The following is a 22,442-nucleotide window of genomic DNA, read 5'->3' on the forward strand; positions in this document are numbered from 1 at the left end:
CGGCGAACTTGCTCAGCCAAACCGGGTCTTTACTATCACCCCACCACATACAAGGAGGTAGCATGGCTGAAACGACGGCGGGCCCCGCAACGCCCCATCAGGAGACGACAAGCGCGTTTCGTCCCTCCTCCCACTGGACCGCATGGGGACAGTGGCTAGCGCTGTTCACCATGACCGTGGATCACCTCACCCGCTACGTGCTTCCGGGTGATTGGGATTTGAGCTGGGCGGGTTCCTCGATTGGGCGCATTGCGTTCCCCCTCTTTGCCGCCATGGTGGCGTGGCACGGCCTGTTCAATACCCGCAACCCACTTCGCTATTCGCGACGCATTCTGATCATTGGGCTCGTTGCGCAAATTCCCTACATGATGATGCCCCGCGCGTCCGATGCGTTCATTTTGAACGTCTGTTTTACGTTGGCCAGCGGGTTGGCACTAGGAGCGCTGGTACGGCAAGGCTGGCAGCACTATCAACAGCAAACGTTAGGCTTTGGTTGGCTCATGTTAGGCGCTGCCGTCGGCGTTACGGTGTGGTATCTATTGGGATTTTGGGTGGAGTATGGCCACAACGGCCTGCTGCTGATTCCGCTGTTCATGTTTGCGATGCAGGCGCTCAGTGACACAGGGGATGCGCTGAAATCACGCCTATGGGCGGGGCTCGCGGCATTTCCCGTACTGTGGATTGCCGGGCAAATGAACGCCTCCGACATGGCCAAATCGTTCACCGTCGCCACGTGCGTGCTGGTCCTGATGCTCGCCGCAGGCGCAGCCCAGCGAGTGCCGCCGGTGGCGCTGGCCATGCCCCGACGTTTATGGCTGGCGTGGTACCCAGGGCACTTCGCCCTCATTGCCCTGTGGCTTCTGCTTAGCGGTCAATTGGCGGGGTAGATGCCTGCTCGGCGACGCGCTTGTTCACGTCATCACGCATCCAGGGCTGGTAGCGGCGAAGCCGCGCTCGGCCCTCGGTCTTGGCTTGATACATCGCGGTATCCGCCTGCTTGAGCACATCTGCGTGGTCACAGTCAGCGGCATTGAAACAGGTATAGCCCATGCTCGGGGTGACCTCGACCCAGCGGCTCTCTAGGCGGTACTGACCGGCCAACGCCTGCTGTACGGTCGCCATATAGCGGGCAGCGGCAAGGTCGAGTGCCTCGCTCTCCGACACATCGAACAGTGCCAACAGCACAAACTCATCGCCGCTCAGACGGGCAGCCATATCCTGGTCGTGTAGGCAGGACTCCAAACGGCGCGCGACCTGTACGAGCAAATCATCGCCCGCTGCGTGGCCAAGCGTATCGTTAATCAACTTGAAGCGGTCCATGTCCAGGAACATCACCAAGCCTCCGCGTTGGCCGCTCTCTGGCTCTCGGCATAGCGCCTCCAGACGCTCGATGAACAGCCGTCGATTGGGCAAATCGGTCAGCGCGTCGTAGTAGGCTTGGCGATAGATGATCGCCTCGCTGCGCTTTCGTTCAGTGAAGTCCTCGATGATCGCCACACCACCTATCATTTGATCGCTAGCACTGTGAACCCCATTGAAAAACGCCCTCAGCGGCGTTCCCTCATTGGCTTTGGGCAGTCGATACGTGCCTTCGTAATAGCCGGTGCCTTTTTCCAGCGCATCCTTCACCGCTTGCGCCACATCACGGTCGGCAGAGCGATCCAGCATACGGTAGCCGAGCAGGTTCGAGCGCTCCACGCCCAGTATATCCAGCAGCTTGCTATTGCAGTCGGTGATCTGGCCCTGCTCATCAAAGTGCAGAACGCCTAGCGGCGAGTGCTGAAAAATGGAGCGATAGCGATTTTCGCTCTCCTTGAGCTGTGCTTCGCGGGCCCCCATGCTCACCCGCAGAGCGATATTGTCATGGATGGTCCGGCTAAAACGTCGGCTGGTCGCCATGATCAACCCTAAAAACAGCACTAACATCAAGCCAATCAAAATCGATAGTGGCGAGCCTTGCAGCAGAAACTGCAGCTTAAGCGGCAATAGAATGGGAAGCACGAAGCCAATGGCAATCCACCATACCGACGAGAGCGTCGTCACACCGCCTGCCGCAATGCCAGCCAGCACGATCGATAGCGCAGCGATTTGGCCAGGATGGTCATGGCTGAACAGCAGCACGCCGGAAGCTCCCCAAACACAGCCTGACGCAATGGCCCCCATGGCAAACCAATGCAACCACCGTCGACGCTGTTGCTGGAGAGCGGGCAACCGTTTGAACCGCTGCGCCAGCAGTAACCTTACGGTAGAAATCAATGCCAGTGACACAAACCACCCCAACAGCAGTGGGGTGTCCACTACGGGCCACATGGCCGCCACCAGCAGCCCACCTGCCAGTACACTGCTCAACACCGGTTGCCATAAGTTGTCGTAAAGCAAGCGCACTTTTTCACCGCGCAAACGCTGCAACGTAATGTGGTGATCACGCTGATAACCACTGCGCAGCCCAGAGGCCGTTGCCGTGGCGGCAAGGGGGGTGGGGGGCGACATACAAACTCCCTGTTTTTAGTCGGCTTGACGCCAATCTTATTGGTTAGGTTGTTTTTAATACACCTGTTTTAGCACGTTTACGCGCTATTAAGGAGTAGCCGCCGACAATAAAAAAGCCGCGTTATTAAGCGGCTTGCCTTACGAAAAGAGGGCGATGACGTCAGCCCATCAGGACTGCCTGGATCGCTTCATGCCCTAGAGATCTAGCGGCGCGGGGCCACATGGGAAGATTGTTCGCTAACACGCCTGTTGACCTCATCACTCATCCACGGCTGATAGCGACGCAGCCGCGCACGGCCTTCGGATTTGGCCTGATACATGGCGATATCGGCCTGCTTGAGCACGTCGACATGGTTATAGGCCGCCGTATCAAAGCAGGTGTACCCCATACTCGGGGTAACATCGACCAAGCGGTTTTCCAACCAGTATTTCCCTGACAGCGCCTGCTGAACGCGGGCCATGTACTGCTCGGCAAGAGCGTCCGTTTGGCTCGCGTTCTCTTCGTCAAACAGGGCCAGCAAAACAAATTCATCGCCACTTAACCGTGCGGCCATATCGCCGTCGCGTAGGCAAGACTCCAAGCGTCGCGCGACCTGCACCAGCAATGCATCCCCAGCCGCATGCCCCAGGGTGTCGTTGATCAACTTGAAGCGGTCCATGTCTAGAAACAGAACCAACCCGCTGCGCTTTTGGTCGATCGTGTGGGTATCGAGCGATTCCAGCCGTTCGATGAACAGACGCCGATTGGGCAAATCCGTGAGCGCATCGTAATAGGCTTGGCGATAAATGATCTCTTCGCTGCGTTTACGCTCGGTGAAGTCCTCGATAATGGCCACCCCACCAATAATGCGATTGTCCATGCCGTGCACACCGTTAAAAAAAGCACGCAGTGGCGTCTTTTTTTGGGTGTTGGGGAGGTGGTACGTGCCTTCGTAGTAACCCGCCCCTTTTTCAATCGCATCCCTGACGCTGTCGGCCACCCGGGGGTCTGCGGAAGGCACAAGCAAGTCATGGCCCACGATGCAACGACGATCAACGCCCAGGATCACCGGCAGCTTGCTATTGCAGTCCGTCACCTTGCCGTCTTCATCGAAGTGAAGCACGCCCAGCGGTGAGTTTTGAAAGATGGAGCGGTAGCGATTTTCGCTCTCAAGCAATTTTGCTTCTCGATCGGCCATGCTCATGCGTAGCGAAATATTATCGTGAATGACTTGTCCCAGGCGTCGGCTGGTAAGAATCAACAAACCGACAAACACAATAATCAACCCACCGATAGCCTGCTGGGTCGGCGCTGGCGAGAGCAGTAGCAGCACTTGCAAGGGCAAGCTAATCGGGATGATGAAGCATACGGCCACCCACCACACAGCCGAAAGCATCGTAACGCTACCCGCTGCCACGCCTGACAGCACAATCACGAGAAAAGCCACATAATCCGTTTGCTCACCCTGAAACATCAAGACGCCACCGCCGCCCCATGTGCACCCCGCCACCAGCGCTCCCAGAGCGAATCGCCACAGCCACTGGGCCTTTGCCTGCTCTTCCAGCGACGACTGCAAAAAACGACGGGCGTCACACAACCGCCAGGCAGACACGGCCAAAAGGACGATAAACCACATCACTACATGTGCCGTATCAATTACGTTTCGCATGACGGCCGCTAATACGAGAGCACCTAAAATGCCTGCTGACACAGGCTGCCAGATGTTGGCGTAAAGAAGGCGCACTTTTTCGCTGCGTAAACGCATGGTGTCTACCGAGCATGGTTGAGGAAAATCACTGGGCAAGCCTGAAGACGTTATCATGGGCAAGACACCATACGTTCAGTGATACGGAGAGCGACCTTTCACATAGGTAATGCCTTTCACGCATTCGTGGGTGAACGGTGGCGACATCCAAACGACATGGTCCTTGTATCATGGTGGCGTCGTTTGAGGAGTCCTTGTCACAAAAATTCACCTCCATCGCTGGGGCATCCAACGATGGAGGTGAAGTAGTAAAAGGCGAGGGGTCGACCTGTAGGAATCCCTATAGCATGGATTCGAAACTCCACGCCACGGGAGGCGCATCGGGAATCAATGCTTGGCAAGCACGCACTTTCTCTAACAGCTCGGCGTGGGTGGCGGCCACGACGTTGACATGCGCCAGCTTACGCCCAGGGCGCTCTTCCTTGTCATAGCGGTGTAGATGCGTGTCGGCCATGGCCAGCAGCGCAGCATTGTCGCCTTCCAAGCCGATGACGTTCACCATGCAAGTGGGCGCAGTGGCGTTCGTTGCGCCTAATGGCAAACCTTGCACTGCCCGCAGATGGTTCTCGAACTGGCTGGTGACGGCGCCATCCATCGTCCAGTGGCCAGAATTATGCACTCGCGGGGCCATTTCGTTGGCCAACAGGCTGCCGTCGCGGGTTTGGAACAGCTCCAGCGCCAACACGCCAACGTAATCCAGCTCGTCAAGCAGCGCACGAATATAGCTGTCGGCCGTCTGCTGAACGCTGGCGTCCAAATCCGGTAGCGGCGCCACGGAGTAGCGCAGAATGCCGCCCACGTGTTGGTTTTCGGCCATGGGGTAGAACACCACCTCCCCATCGCGGCCGCGCACGGCAATCATCGAAACTTCGCGAACGAAATCGACGAACGCCTCGACGATGAGCTGTGAATGGCCAATGGCCTCCCACGCCTCTTGGGCCTGCTCTGGCGCTTTCAGCACCGCTTGCCCTTTGCCGTCGTAGCCTTCGGTGACCGACTTGGCTACCACCGGGCAGCCCAGCTCGGCGGCGGCGGCGGCGAGCTGCTCAGCACTTTCCACCACGCGGTAGGCGGGCGTGGGAATACCTAAGCGGTCGAACAGCGCCTTCTCTTCTACTCGGTTCTGGCACACCGCAATGGCGCGACTGCCGGGATACACCGGCTTGTGCTGCTCGATCTGCTGGACCAGCGCCACGGGCAGGTGCTCGAACTCGTAGGTGACCACGTCGACCTTCTCGAGGAACGCCGCCAAGTGCTGGTTATCAGGGTCGACGATCACCTCACCGATGCCCGCGCTGGGGTTACCGGTGGTATCCAAAAACGTGAAGGTATTGCCCAGCGGATAGCCTGCCAGCGCCAGCATACGGCCGAGCTGACCCGCCCCAAGAACACCAATGTTTTTTGCAATCATACGGTTTGCACTCTGTCCGCTCATGAGGGCTACCTATTGGGCTTGGTCCGCTTCGGGGCGCGGATCGGGGTTGTCAAGCACCATCTGCGTCTGTTCGGCACGGAAGGCATCTACGGCGTCGCGCACGGCGCTGTCGTGCAGGCCAACGATTTGAGCCGCCAGCAGGCCAGCATTGGTGGCCCCCGCTTTGCCGATGGCCAGCGTCCCCACGGCAATACCGCCCGGCATTTGCGCAATCGAGAGCAGTGAGTCCAGGCCTTTCAGCGCTTTGGACTCCACCGGCACGCCGAGTACCGGCAGCGCCGTTTGTGATGCCACCATGCCAGGCAAATGAGCCGCTCCACCGGCACCGGCCACGATGACTTGCAAGCCGCGCTCGGCAGCGCTTTTGGCATAATCGAACAGCAAGTCAGGCGTGCGATGCGCCGACACCACGCGAGTCTCGTAGGGAACGCCCAGCCGCTCCAACATCGCCACCGCGTGCTCCATGACCGGCCAATCGGACTTCGACCCCATGATCACGCCCACTTTGGGTGCGCTGTTCGACATGCAAAACTCCTCGGCCAACGGCCTAACATAAGCTAGAAAGCAGTCCATAAGCCGTGCAAAGCGCGGCTCACTCAGAATTAGGAAGGCGCATAGTTTACCAGAGCCACGGGCGTTTGCGGGCGTGGTGAGGCGTGTGAAATTTTCCTCGAATTAGGCATTGAAAACCGCGTGAGTTGGCGGCATTGTGTGTTTGTCATTTCAGACTGATGGAGTCACATGAGTACGGCATACTCGACTGCTCACGCAGAAGCGATGGATCCTCCGCGAAGCAGCCCTGACCTCGATGTCAGGGAACTTGAAAAACGTACGCGCCTTATGCGCATCATTACCCGCCTGATCGCCGTATCAGATCTGGGGAGCCGTGAAATCGCCCGCCGGGCTGGCTTACCCGTTCAAAAGATCAGCGACCTGCTCGCCGGAAGGCTCGAGCATCTGGACATCGACGAACTGAATGTCCTGCGTCGCACGTTAGAGCCGGAGACGCCATAGTAGCCACGCCACCTCCCGCTCGATACCCTCTTTGAGTATCTTCCCGCCCCGATTACAGGGGCGGAATCATCACGCCGCCCAGCGCCACCAGAATGACGACGAGCCAAGCAGGCAGCTTCCACACGGAGAGCAGCAGAAAGCCCGTCAATGCCAGCACGAACGCGTAAGGCCCCACGATGGCACTGGTCCACACCGGCTGATAGAGCGCCGCGCCTAAAATCCCCACCACCGCAGCGTTGGCACCGCGCATCAGCGCTTGAGCGCTTCTCCACTGACGGAACTGATTCCAAAAGGGCAGCACGCCGACCAGCAGCAAAAACCCCGGCACAAAAATCGCTAGCAGTGCTAACAGCGCACCCACCAAACTAGGGATGCCCGGCAGCAGCGCTCCCAAATACGCCGCAAACGTAAACAGCGGCCCCGGCACCGCTTGTGCCGCGCCGTAACCCGCCAAAAACGCATCCGCCGTGACCCAACCCGATTGCACCACTTCCGCTTCCAGCAGCGGCAGCACCACATGGCCGCCGCCAAATACCAGCGCCCCTGAGCGGTAGAAGGCATCGACCACGTTCAACCAACCGGCGCTTCCGGCTAACAGCGGTAAGAGCACCAACAGAATGGCGAACAGCGCCAACGCTAACGTGCCCGCTCGGCGCGACACCGGGAAGTGCAGCGATTCGCTGGACGCCGATGCCGTGCTGTCGCGGCACAGCAGCAAGCCCGCCGCGCTGCCCAACACGATCGCCGCCACCTGACCCAGCGGCCCGGTGACCACTACCACCGCAAACACCGCCGCCAAGGCAATGCCCGTGCGAGTTTTATCCGGGCAGAGGTTGCGCGCCATGCCCCACACCGCGTGGGCCACGATGGCCACCGCGACGATTTTCAAGCCGTGAATGATGCCGCTGGCCACCCGGCCCTCCAGCACGGCGGCACCCAGTGCAAACAGCACCAACACGATGGCCGAGGGCAGTGTAAACGCCAGCCACGCCAGCGCGGCTCCCCAGGGGCCAGCACGCATCAACCCTAAGGCAAAGCCCACCTGGCTGCTGGCGGGACCCGGTAAAAACTGGCACAGCGCGACCAAATCGGCGTACGCCTGCTCGCTGAGCCACTGGCGGCGTTCAACGAAGGCCGTGCGAAAATAGCCCAGGTGCGCCACCGGCCCGCCAAACGACGTCAGCCCCAGCGCTAAAAACGCCCAAAAAACCTCGCTAGCGCGTCCTCGAATCTTATTTTCTACCGCCATCATGCCCACCGTTTACTCATTAAAAAGCGCAAAGCGTTGAGGGTACGCCTTGCGCTTGACGACTTAGTGACAGCCTAACCGGACAGGTTACTCTTGGTCGGTGACGGCCCCCGTGCTTGCCGAACTGACCAGCCGCGCGTACTTGGCCAGCACGCCGCGGGTATAGCGAGGCGTAGGCTGCTGCCAGGCCGCGCGGCGGCGCATCATCTCGTCATCGCTGATGTGCACGTCGATGGTATCGGCTTCGGCATCGATGGTAATGGGGTCGCCATCTTCGACCAGCGCCAGCGGGCCGCCGTCGAACGCTTCCGGCGAGACATGCCCCACCACGAACCCGTGACTGCCGCCCGAGAAGCGACCATCGGTAATCAGCGCCACGTCGTTACCCAAGCCACGCCCCATGATGGCTGAGGTGGGCGTGAGCATCTCGCGCATGCCGGGGCCGCCCTTCGGGCCTTCGTAGCGGATCACCACCACGTCGCCCGCCACCACGGTGCCATCGTTGATACGCGCCTGGGCTTCCTCTTCCGAGCCAAACACCCGCGCCGAGCCGCTAAAGCGGGTGCCCTCTTTGCCGGTGATTTTCGCCACCGCCCCTTCCGGCGCTAGATTACCGAACAGAATACGCAGGTGGCTTTCGGCTTTGATCGGATTACCCAGCGGCGCGATGATCTGCTGATCCATCGGGTAGGGCTCGACATCGGCGAGGTTTTCCGCCAGCGTTTTACCGGTCACGGTCAAGCAGTTGCCGTTGAGCAGTCCAGCGTCCAGCAGAATTTTCATCAGCGGCTGAATACCGCCAATCGCCACCAGCTCGCTCATCATGTAGTGGCCGCTGGGGCGCAGGTCGGCCAGTACCGGCACGCGCTTACCGATCTCGGTGAAATCGGCCAGGGTCAGCTCGACGCCGATGGTGCGCGCCATGCCGATCAAGTGCAGCACCGCGTTGGTGGAGCCACCCAGGGCAATCACCACGGTCACGGCGTTCTCGAACGCTTCGCGGGTCATGATATCGGAAGGCTTGATGTCTTGAGCCAGCAGCGCCAACACGGCTTCGCCTGCAGCTTTGCAGTCGTCGCGCTTCTCTTGGGAAATCGCGTTCTGCGCCGAGCTGCCCGGCAGGCTCATGCCCAGCGCCTCGATGGCCGAGGCCATGGTGTTGGCGGTGTACATGCCCCCACAGGAGCCAGGGCCGGGAATCGCCGTCTCTTCGATGTTTTTCAGCTCGATCAGGTCGATGTCGCCACGGGAATGGGCGCCCATCGCCTCGAACACCGAGACGATATCGGTGTGGCCCTTGCCGGGCATGATGGTGCCGCCATAAACGAACACGCTGGGGCGGTCGAGCCGTGCCAGCCCCATCACGCAGCCCGGCATGTTCTTATCGCAGCCGCCAATCGCCACCAGGCCATCGAACCCTTCGCAGCCCGCCACGGTTTCGATGGAATCGGCAATCACCTCCCGCGAGACCAGCGAGTACTTCATGCCTTCGGTGCCGTTGGCAATGCCATCAGAAATGGTGATGGTATTGAACACCACGCCTTTGCCGCCTGCGGCATCAGCCCCATCGCGGGCGAGCTCCGCCAACTCACCAATGTGGCTATTGCACGGCGTCACCATGCTCCAGGTGGACGCGATACCTACTTGGGGCTTTCGAAAATCGTCATCGTTGAAGCCCACGGCGCGCAGCATGGCGCGGCTAGCCGCTTTACCGGGGCCATCCACCACCGGGGCAGAGTGGCGGCGGGTACTATGATTGGTCGGCTCGGTCATCACGGACTCCTCTTCATTGCATGGCAGAGGCCACAGCTTGGCGATATATCTTACATCCCGCAAGGTACTTAACTTATGGCACCATAGCGTCACCGCACCCCGTAACGCCGATTGCCGTGAAGGAACGCCGCCGTATGCATGCCAATGCCTTGTTCTCCCCCACCTCGCTGACGCCCGGGTTTATGGTGGTGCACGCCAATCGCCTGGAGGATTTACGCGGGCTGGCAGTGGAGTGGATGCGGCTGCACCCGCTGGGGCCGCTAGAGAACGAAACCATTCTGGTGCAGAGCAATGGTATTGGGCAGTGGCTAAAGCTGGCGTTAGCGGAAGACCCTAAGAACGGCGGTGCGGGCATTGCGGCGGCGCTGGACGTCATGCTGCCCGCGCGGTTTTTATGGCAGGCCTACCGCACGGTGCTTACCCACGTTTCCCAACACGCCGATGCCGTGCCGGAAACCTCGCCGTTCGACAAGTCGCGCTTGGTCTGGCGGCTACTGCGCCTGCTGCCTACGTTGGCCGGGCAACCAGTGTTCGAGCCGCTGGCGCAGTTTCTAGAAACCGACCGCGACCAGCGCAAGCATTACCAGTTGGCCGAGCGGCTAGCAGACCTGTTCGACCAGTACCAAGTGTACCGCGCCGACTGGCTGGACGCCTGGGCCAACGGCCACGATGTGCTGATTACTGCCAAAGGCGAGCACCGCCCATTGGAAGAGCATCAGCGCTGGCAGCCTTCGCTGTGGCGCATCCTGCGTGACGATGTGGCCGCCACCCAAGGCGAGGCCGGGCTGAACAGCAGCCGCGCCCAGGTACACCAGCGCTTCTTGAAAGCCACCGAAAAGTTAGAGGGCCAAGCCTGCCCGCCGGGGCTGCCCCGTCGGCTGATCATTTTCGGTATTTCGTCGCTGCCCCAACAAACCCTGGAAGCCCTGGCAGCGCTCTCCCGCTGCTGCCAAATCGTGCTGTGCGTGCACAACCCCTGCCAGTTCTACTGGGCGGACATCATCGAGCACAAAGACCTGCTACGCGCCCAGCGTTATCGTCAGCGGCGCAAAACCGGCATGCCTGACACGCTGGACGTACTAGGCACCGGCGATGCCGATGACGCCCTGCACCTGCACGCCCAGCCGCTGCTGGCCGCCTGGGGCAAGCAGGGCCGCGACTACCTCCGCCTACTCGATGAGCACGACGACGCGGGCAACTACCAAACGCTTTTCGAGCAGCAGGCGCTGCGCATCGATATGTTCGAGCCGTTCAGCGGCGAGGAGCGCCACTGCCTGCTCAGCCAACTGCAAGACGATATCCGCGAGCTACGCCCGGTGGCAGAAACCCAAGGCCACTGGCCCGCACTGCCCGAGCACGACGACTCCATCGTGTTCCATATCGCCCACGGCCCCCAGCGGGAAGTGGAGATTCTCCACGACCAGCTGCTGGCCGCCTTCAGCGCCGACCCCGCCCTGCGCCCGCGCGACATCATCGTCATGGTGCCGGATATCGACCGCTACGCGCCGCACATTGAAGCAGTATTTGGCCAGCTGCCCACCGACGACCCGCGGCATATTCCCTATACGCTCTCCGACCAAGCCAGCCGCCACCGCCTGCCGCTGATGATTGCGCTGGAAAAGCTGCTACGGCTGCCGGAGCTGCGCCTGTCGGTGAGCGATTTACTCGACCTGCTGGATGTACCCGCCCTGCGCCAGCGCTTTGGCCTAGAAGAGCGCGACTTGCCAGTACTGGAGCGCTGGATGGAAGGCGCGGGCATCCGCTGGGGGCTGAACGCCCAGCAGCGCCAGCGGCTGGAGCTGCCCGGCGGGCTGAGCCAAAACACCTGGGCCTTCGGCCTGCGCCGCCTGCTGCTGGGCTACACCGTGGGCGACGGCCACGCCTGGCAAGGCATCGAGCCCTTTGATGATATTGGCGGCTTGGAAGCGGGCCTGGCAGGGCCACTGGCCACGCTGCTTGAAAAACTCGACGCCACCTGGGAAACCTTCTGCCAACCCACCGATGCCGCCACTTGGGTCGCGCGGCTGCGGGCGCTGCTGGAAACCTTCTTCCTCACCGACGATGCCCAGGAAAGCATCATGCTCACCAAGCTGGAAAACGGCTTGCAGCAGATGCTGGAAAGCAGCCAGGAAGCAGAACTCGACGACCCGCTGCCGCTCTCCATGGTGCGCGAACACTGGCTGGCACAAATCGATGAACACAGCCTTTCCCAGCGCTTTTTGGCCGGGGCGGTCAACTTCGCCACGCTGATGCCCATGCGCGCCATCCCCTTCAAGCGGGTGTGCCTGCTGGGCATGAACGACGGCGACTATCCCCGCTCCCAGCCACCGCTGGATTTCGACCTGATGGGCAGCGACTACCGTCCCGGCGACCGTTCCCGCCGGGAAGACGACCGCTACCTGTTTCTCGAAGCGCTGCTCTCCGCCCGGGACCAGCTCTACATCAGCTGGATGGGCCGCAGCCAGATCGACAACTCCCCGCTGCCCCCCTCGGTACTGGTGGGCCAGTTGCGCGACCACCTGGAGGCTGGCTGGCAAACGCACACCGGCGCTCCGCTGCTGGAAAGTCTCACCACCGAACACCCGCTGCAGCCGTTCAGCCGCGCTTACTTCAACCACCCGGCGGGCCGCCTGTTCACCTACGCCCACGAATGGCGGGAAGTGCACGCCCCCCGCACGCCGCCTGCGGTGGAGCGCATGCTACCCGCGCCGGAAAACGCCCCCACCAGCCTCTCGCTGGCGCAGTTGGGCGGCTTTCTGCGCGAGCCGGTGCGCAGCTTCTTCAATACCCGGTTGGGGGTCTATTTCGAGCAGGAGGCAATGGCCGAACTGGATGCCGAGCCCTTCGCGCTGGATGGCCTGCAAAATTGGCAGCTCCAAGACCAATTGATTGCCGCCCAGCGCCAGGCGGTGGATCACGGCCAGCCGCGTATCGAGGCATTGCACGAGGCGCTAGAGCGCTTTCAAGGCCAAGGCGTACTAGCCATGGGCGCGTTCGGCGAACGCATGCGCGCGGCACTCGCCGACCCCATGGAGGAATTGTTCAACGCCTACGAAGAGGCGCTAGACGCATGGCCGCATCTCCTGCCCGACACCATGATTCACTTCCAAGCCCACGGCCTAACGCTGGAAGAGCCTTTGGGCGAGCTGCGCCAGGATGAGGAAGGCCAGCGCTGCCGCCTGCTGCTGCTCAGCAGCAGCCTGATTAGCCAGGGCAGCGGGCGCGGCCAATACCGCTGGAGCCACCTGCTGCGCCCCTGGGTCGCCCACTTGGCAGGCAACCTCAACGGCCCGATGACCACCCGGCTACTTTCCAAAGCCGGACACGTCACGCTGGAGCCGATGGATGCCGAGACCGCACGCCAGCACCTAGAAACCCAGCTCGCCGCGTGGCAATCGGGCCTGCAAACCCCGCTGCCGCTATCCCCACAGGCCGGTTTTGCCTGGCTGGCCAAGCAAGGCACGCCGGACATGGCACAAGAGAAAGGACGAGAGAGCGACGCCTACGCCGCCGCCGAAGCCGCCTATGAAGGCGGCTACAAAGTGACCGGGGAAGTAGCGCAAAGCGCCTATCTAGGCCACCAATGGCCCCGATTCGAGCGGCTGTTTTTCGAGCAGGCCAACGGACATACTTTTGCCACACTGACCGAATCACTTTACGCACCGCTCTTTTTCGCTGTTAAGGGCAAAAAGGAGTAAAGCCACACGGCTAGGAACGGCCCATGCTGAGGACTTTCTTCGCCAACGCAATCATCTCCGGGTCGCCGGTGTGCTTGGTAGGCACATCGGAGAGCTTCACCACCGGCAGCCAGCCCTGCCCTTCGGGGCGGGCCTCGACCATCTTGATCACCATGTTCATGGGCGCCACGCCAATATCGTTGGTGAAGTTGGTGCCAATACCAAACGCCATGCCAATTCGCCCCTGGCAGAACGAACGAATGCGCTCCACTTTTTCAGGCGTCAGGGCATCGGAGAAGATGATGGTTTTGCTCAATGGGTTGATGCCCAAGCGCTGATAGTGGGCCATGGTGGCATCGGCGAACTCGATGGGGTCGCCGCTATCGTGGCGAACGCCGTCGAACAGCTTGGCGAACTTCTTATCGAAGCTCTCGAAAAAAGCACGAGTGGTAAAGGTATCGGTCAGCGCGATGCCCAAATCGCCCCGGTAGACATCCACCCAGTGCTCCAGCGCCAAGCTATTGGCCATTTTGAAACCAAAACGAGCGCCGTGGAACATGAACCACTCGTGAGCGTGGGTGCCGATGGGTTTTACCCCATGGCGCATCGCGAGCAGTACATTGCTGGTGCCACTAAACGCCTCACCGCCGTAATAGCGCAGCGCCTGCACGACCCGGTCGTGTACCGCAAACGAGAAGCGCCGCCGAGTGCCGAACTCGGCAATCTTCAGCCCGTGCTGGCGATACAGCTCGATCTTCTCGCGGGTGCGCTGCTCGATGAGCGCTTCATCCTCTTTGGTCACCGCCACGCCACGCAGTTGGTACCAAAGCTCGCTAATCACCGCCATCAGCGGCACTTCCCATAAGATGGTGCGGTACCACGGGCCTTCGATCACCACCGACAGCTCGCTGCCCTGCTGCTCGATCGTGACCTCACTGGGGTCATAACGAAAGCCCGCGAGAAAATCGAGATAGGTGGGATCCAAATAGGGGCAGGTGGTTTGCAGGTAGCGCTTCTCTTCATCCGACAAGCGCAGCGTCGCCATGCGAACCACTTCACCGCGCAGCGCCTCACCAAAGCCCTCGGGAAACGCATGCTCACCGCGATTGATGAACGCGTAGCGGGCATGGGCATAGGGGAAGCGTTTGATCACGGCATTCTGCATCGTGATCTTGTAAAAATCGTTATCCAGAAGCGAGGTCAGCATGAGATCCCTTCACCAGCATCAACAGATCGCCAAGAGCGGCTAGCCCATTAGATTACCAGTTGGCGACGATACCTCACAGCCTAACCCCTGTTTACTGTGGCTAGCAGGTGGGCGAACGGCTATCTGCTATCGTGAGTAGAGTGCTACCATTTAAACACCGGTTTATCACTAGGAGCGGACTCCATGCGTCTTTCGCAATCACAGCGCGAGCTTATTCTGTCAGGCGTCCGTGAGTTTGTAGGGCCTTCGGTGGCAGTGCATGTTTTCGGCTCGCGGCTAGATGATAGTAAGCGCGGCGGCGATGTCGATCTGCTGCTTATATCCCCCAACGCCATCCCGCTACTCGCCTGTGCTGAGTTCAAGATGGCGCTAGAACAACGCCTCCAGCTACCGCTTGATATCGTGACCTACGTAACAACAGCTGAACCTACTCCGTTTCAAGCCATTGCACTCGCCCAGTCACGGCCAATGACGCTTGAGGTAGCCGCATGAGCCAGGATGTACTTAGCGAACAGCAGCGCTATCTGGCGCAACTGCTTGAAGCCATTCAGCGCTGCGCTTGGTTTCTTCATCAATCACGCAAAAAAGTCACATGGCCTTTGGACGGTGATTGGTTAGCCGACCATAAAAAAGATGTCGACCTTTTTGAAACACTGGCCGCTATCAATGAGCGGTTTGCCAAGCTACAGGACTCTATTGCTTCTGCTATGCGGCACAGCGCCCTGTTGGCAGGTGAGTCTACTGACAGTTTTCTCAAAGTCCTTTCGCTGTTCGAAAAGCAGGGCGTCGTGGACGCTACCAGTGACTGGCAGCGCTGCCGCGCTATTCGCAATATTGCCGCTCATGATTACTCGACGCACTATGCACAAATAGCAGAGCACTTTAACTTGCTGAACGAACTTGCCGACGTTCTCCTTGTGACCTCAAAAAGACTAGTGACATGGAGTGCTGAACAATTGGGCATTTTTCCTGCCACCCAAGACTTCTCTGACGAATTCGACACCGTCTTTCAACCCCGTCTCTAACGCTGCTTTGCTCTTTTGCCCAGCTCTTGGCAACGCGATATAGTGCCGGTGCCTTGGGTCAGCCACCCAAGGCGCTTTGCTTTTCGCCTGCCGTGATGTTCGGAGAATGAGAATGAGCCAGCCCGCCCCGCTGAACCCGCTGACGCTGCCGCTTCACGGCAGCCGTTTGATCGAAGCCAGCGCGGGCACGGGGAAAACCTTCACCATCGCGCTGCTCTACGTGCGCCTGGTGCTGGGCGGGCAGCACAGTGACGACGACACCGCCTTCATACGCCCACTCACCCCGCCGGAAATTTTGGTGGTCACGTTCACCAACGCCGCCACGCAAGAATTACGCGAACGTATCCGCCACCGGCTGGTGGAAGCGGCGGCGGTGTTTCGGCATCAGGGTGAAGACTCACTGCTTCTAGCACTGCGCAGCCAATACCCCGAGGCCACGTGGCCCGCCTGCGCCCGCCGCCTGGAGCTGGCCGCCGAGTGGATGGACGAAGCCGCCGTTTCCACTATTCATAGCTGGTGCTACCGCATGCTGCGCGAGCACGCCTTCGATAGCGGCAGCCTGTTCTCGCTCAATTTGGAAAACGACCAGCAAGAGCTGGAGCAAGAAGTGGTGCGCGACTACTGGCGCACCTTCTACTACCCGCTGGACGCCGAAGCGCTGGGCAGCATTACCGGCTACTGGAAGTCGCCGGACCAGCTCCACGGGCAGGTGCGCAAACTACTGACCGAAAGCGAAGCCCTAGGCAACCCACGCCCCGCGCCCGAGCAAACCCTAAGCGCCGCCCAGGCCGAGCGCAGCGCACGCCTAACCGAGCTAAAAGCCCCCTGGCCTGCGTGGCTGGATGAACTAGTACCCGCACTGGAAGACGCCGCCAAACGCAAAGCCTTCAAAGGCCAAAGCTTCAACGCCAAAAGCCGCGCCAACTGGCTAGGCGCGCTGCGGGAGTGGTGTGACAGCGACGCCACCCGCCCCGCACTCACCGATGCCGCCTGGAAACGCCTTACCCCAGACGGCATGGCCGAGATATGGAAAGAGGGCGCGCCCCCTTGCCCCGCCGCCTGGGAAGCGCTGGCCGAGCTGCCCACCGCGCTTAACGCCCTGCCCGAGCCGCGTAACGACCTGCTGATTCACGCCGTGCAGTGGTGCAAAGTGCGCCTGGAGCGGGAGCAAGAGCGCCGCGCCGAAATGGGCCCCAACGACCTGCTCACCCACTTGGACCGCGCCCTGCAAGGCCCCAATAAAGAGGCCCTAGCCGCGCAGATACTGCGCCAGTTCCCCGTGGCGCTGATCGACGAGTTCCAAGACACCGACCCCGTCCAGTACCGCATCTTCAACGCGGTGTATGAGGTCGCCAAGCCCCGCCGAGACGCCGCCATGCTGCTGATCGGCGACCCCAAACAGGCCATCTACGCCTTTCGCGGCGCGGATATCTTCACCTACCTCAAAGCCCGCGAAGACACCGCAGGCCGCCACGTGACGCTGGGCACCAACTTCCGTTCCAGCCGCGCCATGGTCGAGGCGGTGAACCACTGCTTCCGCTACGCCGATGAACACCCGGCCGGGGCGTTCCTGTTCCGCGAAGAAGGCGGCAACAACCCGCTGCCGTTTCTGCCGGTAGATGCCAAAGGCCGCAGTGAGCAGCTCGTTCACCAAGGCCAACCGCTGCCCGCCATGACGCTCTGGCCGCTCGCCGCCGACGAGCCGCTCTCCAAAACCGCCTACCAGACCGAAATGGCCGAACGCTGCGCCTCGTATATGGCGGAACTGCTCAACGCAGGCCAACACGGCAAGAGTGGCTTTCAAACCGACGACGCACTCACCCCGCTCAAACCTTCCGATATGGCAGTGCTGGTGAACGGCCTGCAGGAAGCCCGCGCCATTCGTCAGGCGCTGGCCAGCCGAGGGGTGAAGAGCGTGTACCTGTCGGACCACGACAAGGTGTTCAGCTCGCCCATGGCCGCCCAGGTAGAGCGCTGGCTGCGCGCCTGCGCCGAGCCGCTGGCCAGCTCCCGCCAGGCCGAAGCGCACCTGCGCGCCGCGCTGGCCACCCCAGTGCTGGGGCTCAGCCTTGCCGAGCTGGACCACCTGCAGCAAAACGAGCTGGCCTGGGAGGCGCGGGTCGAGCAGTTCAGCCACTACCACCGCCTGTGGCAGCGCCAGGGCGTGCTGCCGCTGGTGCGCCGCATCATGGTGGATTTCGAGATTCCCGCCCGGCTGCTGGCAGAGTTCGAGGAAGGTGAGCGCTTGCTCACCGACCTGCTGCACCTGGGCGAACTGCTGCAACAGGCCAGCGCCGAGCTGGACGGCGAACACGCGCTGATTCGCTTTCTGTTTGATGCCATTGCCGACCCGGAAAGCCACGGCGACAGCCACAAGCTGCGCCTGGAGAGCGACGCGGATCTGGTCAAGGTGGTCACCATCCACAAATCCAAAGGGCTGGAGTACCCGCTGGTGTTCCTGCCCTTCATCGCCAACCACCGGCCGGTGAAAGCCGAAGACGTACCGCTGCGCTGGCACGACAGCGAGGGCAACCTGCAGCTCAGCCTGGACGCCGATGACACGATACTCGCCACCGCCGACCGCGAACGGCTGGGGGAAGACCTGCGCAAACTCTACGTGGCGCTCACCCGCGCCCGCCACGCCACCTGGCTGGGGCTGGCCCCGCTAAAAGGCCTGGAAAACAGCGCGCTGGGCTATCTGTTGACCGGTGGCAGCGCCCTTACCCCCGATGCGCTCCCCAAAGCGCTCGGTGCTCTGGTGGAAGGCAGCGATATTCACCTCGGCACGCCGCCCGAGCCCACCGCTGATCGCGTGACGCCCGTGGCGGAAAGCGGCGCCCTGGGCCATGCCCGCACGCCCACGCGCCCGGCCAAAGAGCACTGGTGGATTGCCAGCTACTCCGCGCTGCGGCTTTCCGGCACGCTCACCGCCCCGGTGCTGCCACCGCTGGAGCCCACTACCGCCCAGGAAGCCACCGCCTTCGAAGTACTGGATGAACCTCGGGATCTTTCCCAACCAGAAGCGTATCACCTGCACAAATTCCCCCGTGGCCCCGGCCCCGGCACCTTCCTGCACGGGCTGCTGGAGTGGGCAGGCAAGCAAGGTTTCGATGCTGCCGCAAATGATAGAGACGCGCTCAACGACATGCTGTGGCGGCGGGTGCAGCTACGCGGCTGGCAAGCATGGCAAGAGCCGCTGGCGGGCTGGCTAAGCGCCCTGCTCACCACGCCGCTACCGCTGGCCGCGCCCTCCCCGCAAAGCGTGGCGCTGAATGAGCTGGAAAGCTACCAGGTAGAGCTAGAGTTCTGGTTTGCCGCCAAGCGGGTGAACACCCAAGCCATCGACGCGCTGGTGAGCAAGCACTTACTGCCAGGCATCGAACGCCCCGCGCTGGATGCCGACACCCTCAACGGCATGCTGAAAGGCTTCATCGACCTGGCCTTCGAGCATCAGGGGCGCTTCTACGTGCTGGACTGGAAATCGAACTACCTGGGCCCCAACGACAGCGCCTACGAACCCGAGGCCCTGCGCCACGCGCTGCTCGCCAAACGCTACGACCTGCAGGCCGCACTCTACCTGCTCGCCATGCACCGGCTGTTAAAAGCGCGCCTGCCAGATTACGACCCGCACCAGCACTTGGGCGGTTCGATGACGGTATTTCTACGCGGCAGCCGCAGCCCTGTGCGCGGCGTGGTGGGCGAACCCGCCCCGGTTGAACTCATCGACGCCCTGGATAGCCTGTTTGCAGGCGAGCCACACGCCACCCAGCAGGAGGCCACGGCATGAGCCGCCAGCACGATACTCACACCTTCGATATGTTCGGCGATGCCGCCAGCGCCCACCCGGCACTCGGCAGCACCCCGGAACTGCTGGCCCTGTGCGAACGCTGGGTAGCGCGAGGCTGGCTGCGGGATTTAGACCGCGCCCTGGTGCGCTTTTTAGCCAGTGAAGCCCCGGACGCCCCCACGCTGCTGCTACTGGCGGCAGCGCTGGCCAGCCACCAGCTAGGCCGCGGCCATGTATGCCTGGATATTAACGCCACGCTCAACGCGCCGGATTTCGCCCTTTCGCTACCGCCCGAAGGGGACGACCTCACCGACCCGCCGCCGCTGCCCAGCGACGTGCTGGCCACGCTCACGCTCAGCGAATGGCAAGCCGCCCTGCACCACCCGCTGCTCACCAGCGAAGGCCCCGGCAACACACCGCTGGTTGTAGTGACCACTCACTCAGTCAGCGGCACCCCCAGCACGCGGCTCTACCTGCGCCGCTACTGGCAGTACGAACAAAGCCTGCACCAACACATCGCCGCACGCCTGGAAGCCACCAGCACCGGCTCAGAAAGCACGGGCACAGAAGGCCAAAGTGGGAGGCCAAATCATCTGACAACCGAGCCAACCACTAGCCACACAGCAAGCACAGGCTCAGAAAGCAAAGGTGGGAGGCCAATTCATTGGGCGACGGGTGACGCCAGTCACCCTGGGTTACTCCCCCAAGCCCTGAACATACTGTTCAAACAAAGCAACGGCCTAGACTGGCAAAAAACCGCCTGCGCCCTGGCTGCCCGCAGCCGCTTCGGCATCATTACCGGCGGCCCCGGCACCGGCAAAACCACCACCGTGGTACGCCTGCTCGCCCTGCTGCAAACCCTGCAACTGGCCCAGCACCCCAGCCAGCCGTTGCGCATTCGCCTAGCCGCCCCCACCGGCAAAGCCGCCGCCCGCTTGAACGAATCTATTGCTGGGCAGGTGAATGCGTTACCGCTCGCTGAATTGGCAACGCTACTCAGTGAACACTCACCTGCGGCAACAGCCAGCGAGATCGCGATTCCCACGGAAGTTACCACCCTCCACCGCCTGCTCGGCGCACGCCCCGATACCCGCCACTTCCGCCACAGCGCCGCCAACCCGCTGGCGCTGGATGTGCTGGTGATCGACGAAGCCTCGATGGTGGATATCGAAATGATGGCCGCGACCCTCAGCGCCCTGCCCGCCCACGCCCAGTGCATTCTGCTGGGGGATAAAGACCAGCTCGCCTCGGTAGAGGCAGGCTCGGTACTCGGCGACCTATGCCGCCGCGCGGAAGCCTCACACTACACCCCCGCCACCGCCGACTGGCTGGCCCAAGCCACCGGCCAGCCGCTGCCAGCCGAGTTCATCGACCCTGCAGGCCAACCGCTCGACCAAGCCATTACCATGCTGCGGGTTAGCCACCGCTTCAATGAACACAGCGGCATCGGCCAGTTAGCGAAAGCCATTAACCAGCCTGGCCATGCGCAAAGTGATCGGGAAAAACAGCAGGCGGTAACGGCCGTGCTGCGCCACGGCTACCCAGATATTCACCATTTGGTGATGAGTGACGACGCCGCGCTGGATAAGCTGGTAATTCACGGTAGCCCCAGCGGCTTTGCGGGCAACGGTGACGGCCGCACCGACCACGAAGGCCAGCCTATCGCCCCGCCCACCGGCTACTGCCACTACCTCAACGTGCTGCAAGCCCAGCGCCCACGGGGGGAGTCGTTCGAGGAGAACCAAGCCGCCTATAACACCTGGGCCAGCGAGGTGCTCAGCGCCTATAGCCACTTCCAACTGCTGTGCGCGCTGCGCAAAGGCCCCTGGGGGGTTGAAGGGTTAAACCAACGCATCGCCAGCACATTGCGCCGCGAAAAGCTGCTGTTCGGCAGTGACTACACGCTAGAGAAAGGCTGGTATGAAGGCCGCCCCGTGCTGGTGACCCAAAACGACTACGGCCTGAAACTGATGAACGGCGATATCGGCATCACCCTGGCCGTGCCCGACCCGCGCCATCCGCAGCAAACGCTATTGAGAGTGGCCTTTCCCACTAGCGACACCGACAAACCCATCCGCTGGGTGCTGCCTTCACGCCTGCACGCGGTAGAAACCGTGTTTGCGATGACGGTGCACAAATCCCAAGGCTCGGAGTTCTTGCACACCGCGCTACTGCTGTCCCCCACGCTCAACCCCATTCTGACCCGCGAGCTGGTCTACACCGGCATCACCCGCGCCCGCGAATGGCTCACGGTGGTGGAAGCCAAACGCGGGGTGTTGAATGAGGCGGTGACTCGAGAGGTTATGAGAGTTAGTGGAGTGAAGAGGTAAATACCGCTTAATAAAAACACTACCTAGAAAGCAAGACAAAAATAAAGAAAGAAATCCAAGAACAAGCTATCAAAACACCTGATAGAGTAGAGCGAATATACTCTGCATTTGTACCATTTGGGATTTTTCTTACAATCTTTGCTAGCAAAGACCAACTAGGCTGAGGAGTCATTTTAAGAATTATGCCTTCAGCTATAGTCATTGCTACCGCTGCGGCTAGAACACTTAAAAAAACAGCTAACCATAAGAAAAAATCATGCTCTGAATTTTCAAAATAAACACTTGAAATAGTTAGCATCCCACCTACTGTAAGCATTAAAAATTTTACCACAAACTTCAAGTAATCAATTTTCATTTTCTTACTTTCAATTATTTCATATTGCATAAAACCACCTCATAAAAAATACTGTTCTTTAAAACTAAAATCAATATAAATAAAATTATACAACAAAAATATTAAAATTAAATAAACCATCGATTTTTTTAGGGATCATTCCCCATCTACCATAAACGTCCAGACCGATTATCACACGCGACCTGGTCGACATCACCCGCGCCCGCGAATGGCTCATGCTGATCGAAACCAAATACGAGATTTTGAAGAATGCGGTGATGAGGGAGGTTATGAGGGTTAGTGGGATAGGGCAACTTTTCTAACAAAGAAAACAGCTGAAGAGAAGATATCGATGGTTTAACTATGTTCTACTATT

15 protein-coding genes are annotated in these 22,442 nt (G+C 60.7%); 7 read left to right on the top strand and 8 right to left on the bottom strand.

What is annotated here, in order from left to right:
• Window positions 1-62: 62 nt before the first annotated feature.
• On the top strand, window positions 63-887 hold the full coding sequence (locus GYM47_RS12270) for a TraX family protein (protein ID WP_153843776.1): 825 nt from the start codon (window positions 63-65) through the stop codon (window positions 885-887).
• Here GYM47_RS12270 and GYM47_RS12275 read toward each other — a convergent pair.
• The 4 genes from GYM47_RS12275 to purE form a co-directional block, all read right to left on the bottom strand.
• Window positions 865-2,490, bottom strand: coding sequence for a diguanylate cyclase domain-containing protein (locus GYM47_RS12275; RefSeq protein ID WP_153843777.1), 1,626 nt, complete (start codon window positions 2,488-2,490; stop codon window positions 865-867). The two genes, GYM47_RS12270 and GYM47_RS12275, sit on opposite strands and share 23 nt — an antisense overlap.
• Window positions 2,491-2,693: 203 nt before the next feature.
• A complete protein-coding gene (locus tag GYM47_RS12280; RefSeq protein WP_153843778.1) occupies window positions 2,694-4,292 on the bottom strand; it encodes a diguanylate cyclase domain-containing protein in 1,599 nt (532 codons plus the stop codon).
• Between the two features lie 223 nt (window positions 4,293-4,515).
• Window positions 4,516-5,646, bottom strand: a complete 1,131-nt coding sequence (locus GYM47_RS12285; RefSeq protein ID WP_153843779.1) for a 5-(carboxyamino)imidazole ribonucleotide synthase — start codon at window positions 5,644-5,646, stop codon at window positions 4,516-4,518.
• Window positions 5,647-5,679: 33 nt separating this feature from the next.
• Complete coding sequence (purE, locus tag GYM47_RS12290) at window positions 5,680-6,195, bottom strand: 5-(carboxyamino)imidazole ribonucleotide mutase (protein ID WP_139526746.1); 516 nt, start codon at window positions 6,193-6,195, stop codon at window positions 5,680-5,682.
• Window positions 6,196-6,411: 216 nt separating this feature from the next.
• Here purE and GYM47_RS12295 point away from each other — a divergent pair, with 216 nt between their 5' ends.
• Window positions 6,412-6,684 carry an XRE family transcriptional regulator gene (locus tag GYM47_RS12295; RefSeq protein ID WP_153843780.1) on the top strand — a complete coding sequence of 91 codons (273 nt, stop codon included), beginning with the start codon at window positions 6,412-6,414 and terminating at the stop codon, window positions 6,682-6,684.
• A gap of 52 nt (window positions 6,685-6,736) precedes the next feature.
• Here GYM47_RS12295 and chrA read toward each other — a convergent pair whose 3' ends face one another.
• Window positions 6,737-7,933, bottom strand: a complete 1,197-nt coding sequence (gene chrA / locus GYM47_RS12300) for a chromate efflux transporter (RefSeq protein ID WP_153843781.1) — start codon at window positions 7,931-7,933, stop codon at window positions 6,737-6,739.
• Between the two features lie 87 nt (window positions 7,934-8,020).
• Window positions 8,021-9,706, bottom strand: a complete 1,686-nt coding sequence (gene ilvD, locus GYM47_RS12305; RefSeq protein ID WP_153843782.1) for a dihydroxy-acid dehydratase — start codon at window positions 9,704-9,706, stop codon at window positions 8,021-8,023.
• A 134-nt stretch (window positions 9,707-9,840) separates the two neighbouring features.
• On the opposite strand from ilvD, the gene recC reads away from it, so the two are divergent.
• Window positions 9,841-13,404: an exodeoxyribonuclease V subunit gamma gene (gene recC / locus GYM47_RS12310; protein ID WP_153843783.1), complete on the top strand. Its 3,564-nt coding sequence runs from the start codon at window positions 9,841-9,843 to the stop codon at window positions 13,402-13,404.
• A 10-nt stretch (window positions 13,405-13,414) separates the two neighbouring features.
• Here the strand turns inward: recC and pncB are convergent, their stop codons facing one another.
• A complete protein-coding gene (gene pncB / locus GYM47_RS12315) occupies window positions 13,415-14,590 on the bottom strand; it encodes a nicotinate phosphoribosyltransferase (protein ID WP_153843784.1) in 1,176 nt (391 codons plus the stop codon).
• A 183-nt stretch (window positions 14,591-14,773) separates the two neighbouring features.
• On the opposite strand from pncB, the gene GYM47_RS12320 reads away from it, so the two are divergent.
• The 4 genes from GYM47_RS12320 (at window position 14,774) to recD (ending at window position 21,732) form a co-directional block, all read left to right on the top strand.
• Window positions 14,774-15,082, top strand: a complete 309-nt coding sequence (locus GYM47_RS12320) for a nucleotidyltransferase domain-containing protein (RefSeq protein ID WP_054641497.1) — start codon at window positions 14,774-14,776, stop codon at window positions 15,080-15,082.
• Window positions 15,079-15,615, top strand: coding sequence for a hypothetical protein (locus tag GYM47_RS12325; RefSeq protein ID WP_153843785.1), 537 nt, complete (start codon window positions 15,079-15,081; stop codon window positions 15,613-15,615). The genes GYM47_RS12320 and GYM47_RS12325 overlap by 4 nt, the downstream gene beginning before the upstream one ends.
• Window positions 15,616-15,727: 112 nt before the next feature.
• The gene (gene recB / locus GYM47_RS12330; RefSeq protein WP_153843786.1) at window positions 15,728-19,402 is read left to right on the top strand and encodes an exodeoxyribonuclease V subunit beta; all 3,675 of its coding nucleotides are present in this window, start codon (window positions 15,728-15,730) and stop codon (window positions 19,400-19,402) included.
• Window positions 19,399-21,732 (top strand): exodeoxyribonuclease V subunit alpha, encoded by a 2,334-nt coding sequence (recD, locus tag GYM47_RS12335; protein ID WP_153843787.1) that lies wholly within the window; start codon window positions 19,399-19,401, stop codon window positions 21,730-21,732. The genes recB and recD overlap by 4 nt, the downstream gene beginning before the upstream one ends.
• Before the next feature lie 19 nt (window positions 21,733-21,751).
• Here the strand turns inward: recD and GYM47_RS12340 are convergent, their stop codons facing one another.
• Window positions 21,752-22,117 carry a hypothetical protein gene (locus GYM47_RS12340; RefSeq protein ID WP_153843788.1) on the bottom strand — a complete coding sequence of 122 codons (366 nt, stop codon included), beginning with the start codon at window positions 22,115-22,117 and terminating at the stop codon, window positions 21,752-21,754.
• Window positions 22,118-22,442 lie beyond the last annotated feature (325 nt).

The sequence above is a fragment of the Vreelandella piezotolerans genome, from assembly GCF_012427705.1.
GTDB lineage: Bacteria > Pseudomonadota > Gammaproteobacteria > Pseudomonadales > Halomonadaceae > Vreelandella > Vreelandella piezotolerans.

What these genes read in the sequence shown, in the direction of transcription:
- GYM47_RS12340 (WP_153843788.1), bottom strand. Translation starts at nt 22,117, where the DNA reads ATGCAATATGAAATAATTGAAAGTAAGAAAATGAAAATTGATTACTTG.
- GYM47_RS12325 (WP_153843785.1), top strand. Translation starts at nt 15,079, where the DNA reads ATGAGCCAGGATGTACTTAGCGAACAGCAGCGCTATCTGGCGCAACTG.
- chrA (WP_153843781.1), bottom strand. Translation starts at nt 7,933, where the DNA reads ATGGCGGTAGAAAATAAGATTCGAGGACGCGCTAGCGAGGTTTTTTGG.
- pncB (WP_153843784.1), bottom strand. Translation starts at nt 14,590, where the DNA reads ATGCTGACCTCGCTTCTGGATAACGATTTTTACAAGATCACGATGCAG.
- GYM47_RS12295 (WP_153843780.1), top strand. Translation starts at nt 6,412, where the DNA reads ATGAGTACGGCATACTCGACTGCTCACGCAGAAGCGATGGATCCTCCG.
- recB (WP_153843786.1), top strand. Translation starts at nt 15,728, where the DNA reads ATGAGCCAGCCCGCCCCGCTGAACCCGCTGACGCTGCCGCTTCACGGC.
- recD (WP_153843787.1), top strand. Translation starts at nt 19,399, where the DNA reads ATGAGCCGCCAGCACGATACTCACACCTTCGATATGTTCGGCGATGCC.
- GYM47_RS12320 (WP_054641497.1), top strand. Translation starts at nt 14,774, where the DNA reads ATGCGTCTTTCGCAATCACAGCGCGAGCTTATTCTGTCAGGCGTCCGT.
- GYM47_RS12270 (WP_153843776.1), top strand. Translation starts at nt 63, where the DNA reads ATGGCTGAAACGACGGCGGGCCCCGCAACGCCCCATCAGGAGACGACA.
- ilvD (WP_153843782.1), bottom strand. Translation starts at nt 9,706, where the DNA reads ATGACCGAGCCGACCAATCATAGTACCCGCCGCCACTCTGCCCCGGTG.
- purE (WP_139526746.1), bottom strand. Translation starts at nt 6,195, where the DNA reads ATGTCGAACAGCGCACCCAAAGTGGGCGTGATCATGGGGTCGAAGTCC.
- recC (WP_153843783.1), top strand. Translation starts at nt 9,841, where the DNA reads ATGCATGCCAATGCCTTGTTCTCCCCCACCTCGCTGACGCCCGGGTTT.
- GYM47_RS12285 (WP_153843779.1), bottom strand. Translation starts at nt 5,646, where the DNA reads ATGATTGCAAAAAACATTGGTGTTCTTGGGGCGGGTCAGCTCGGCCGT.
- GYM47_RS12275 (WP_153843777.1), bottom strand. Translation starts at nt 2,490, where the DNA reads ATGTCGCCCCCCACCCCCCTTGCCGCCACGGCAACGGCCTCTGGGCTG.
- GYM47_RS12280 (WP_153843778.1), bottom strand. Translation starts at nt 4,292, where the DNA reads ATGATAACGTCTTCAGGCTTGCCCAGTGATTTTCCTCAACCATGCTCG.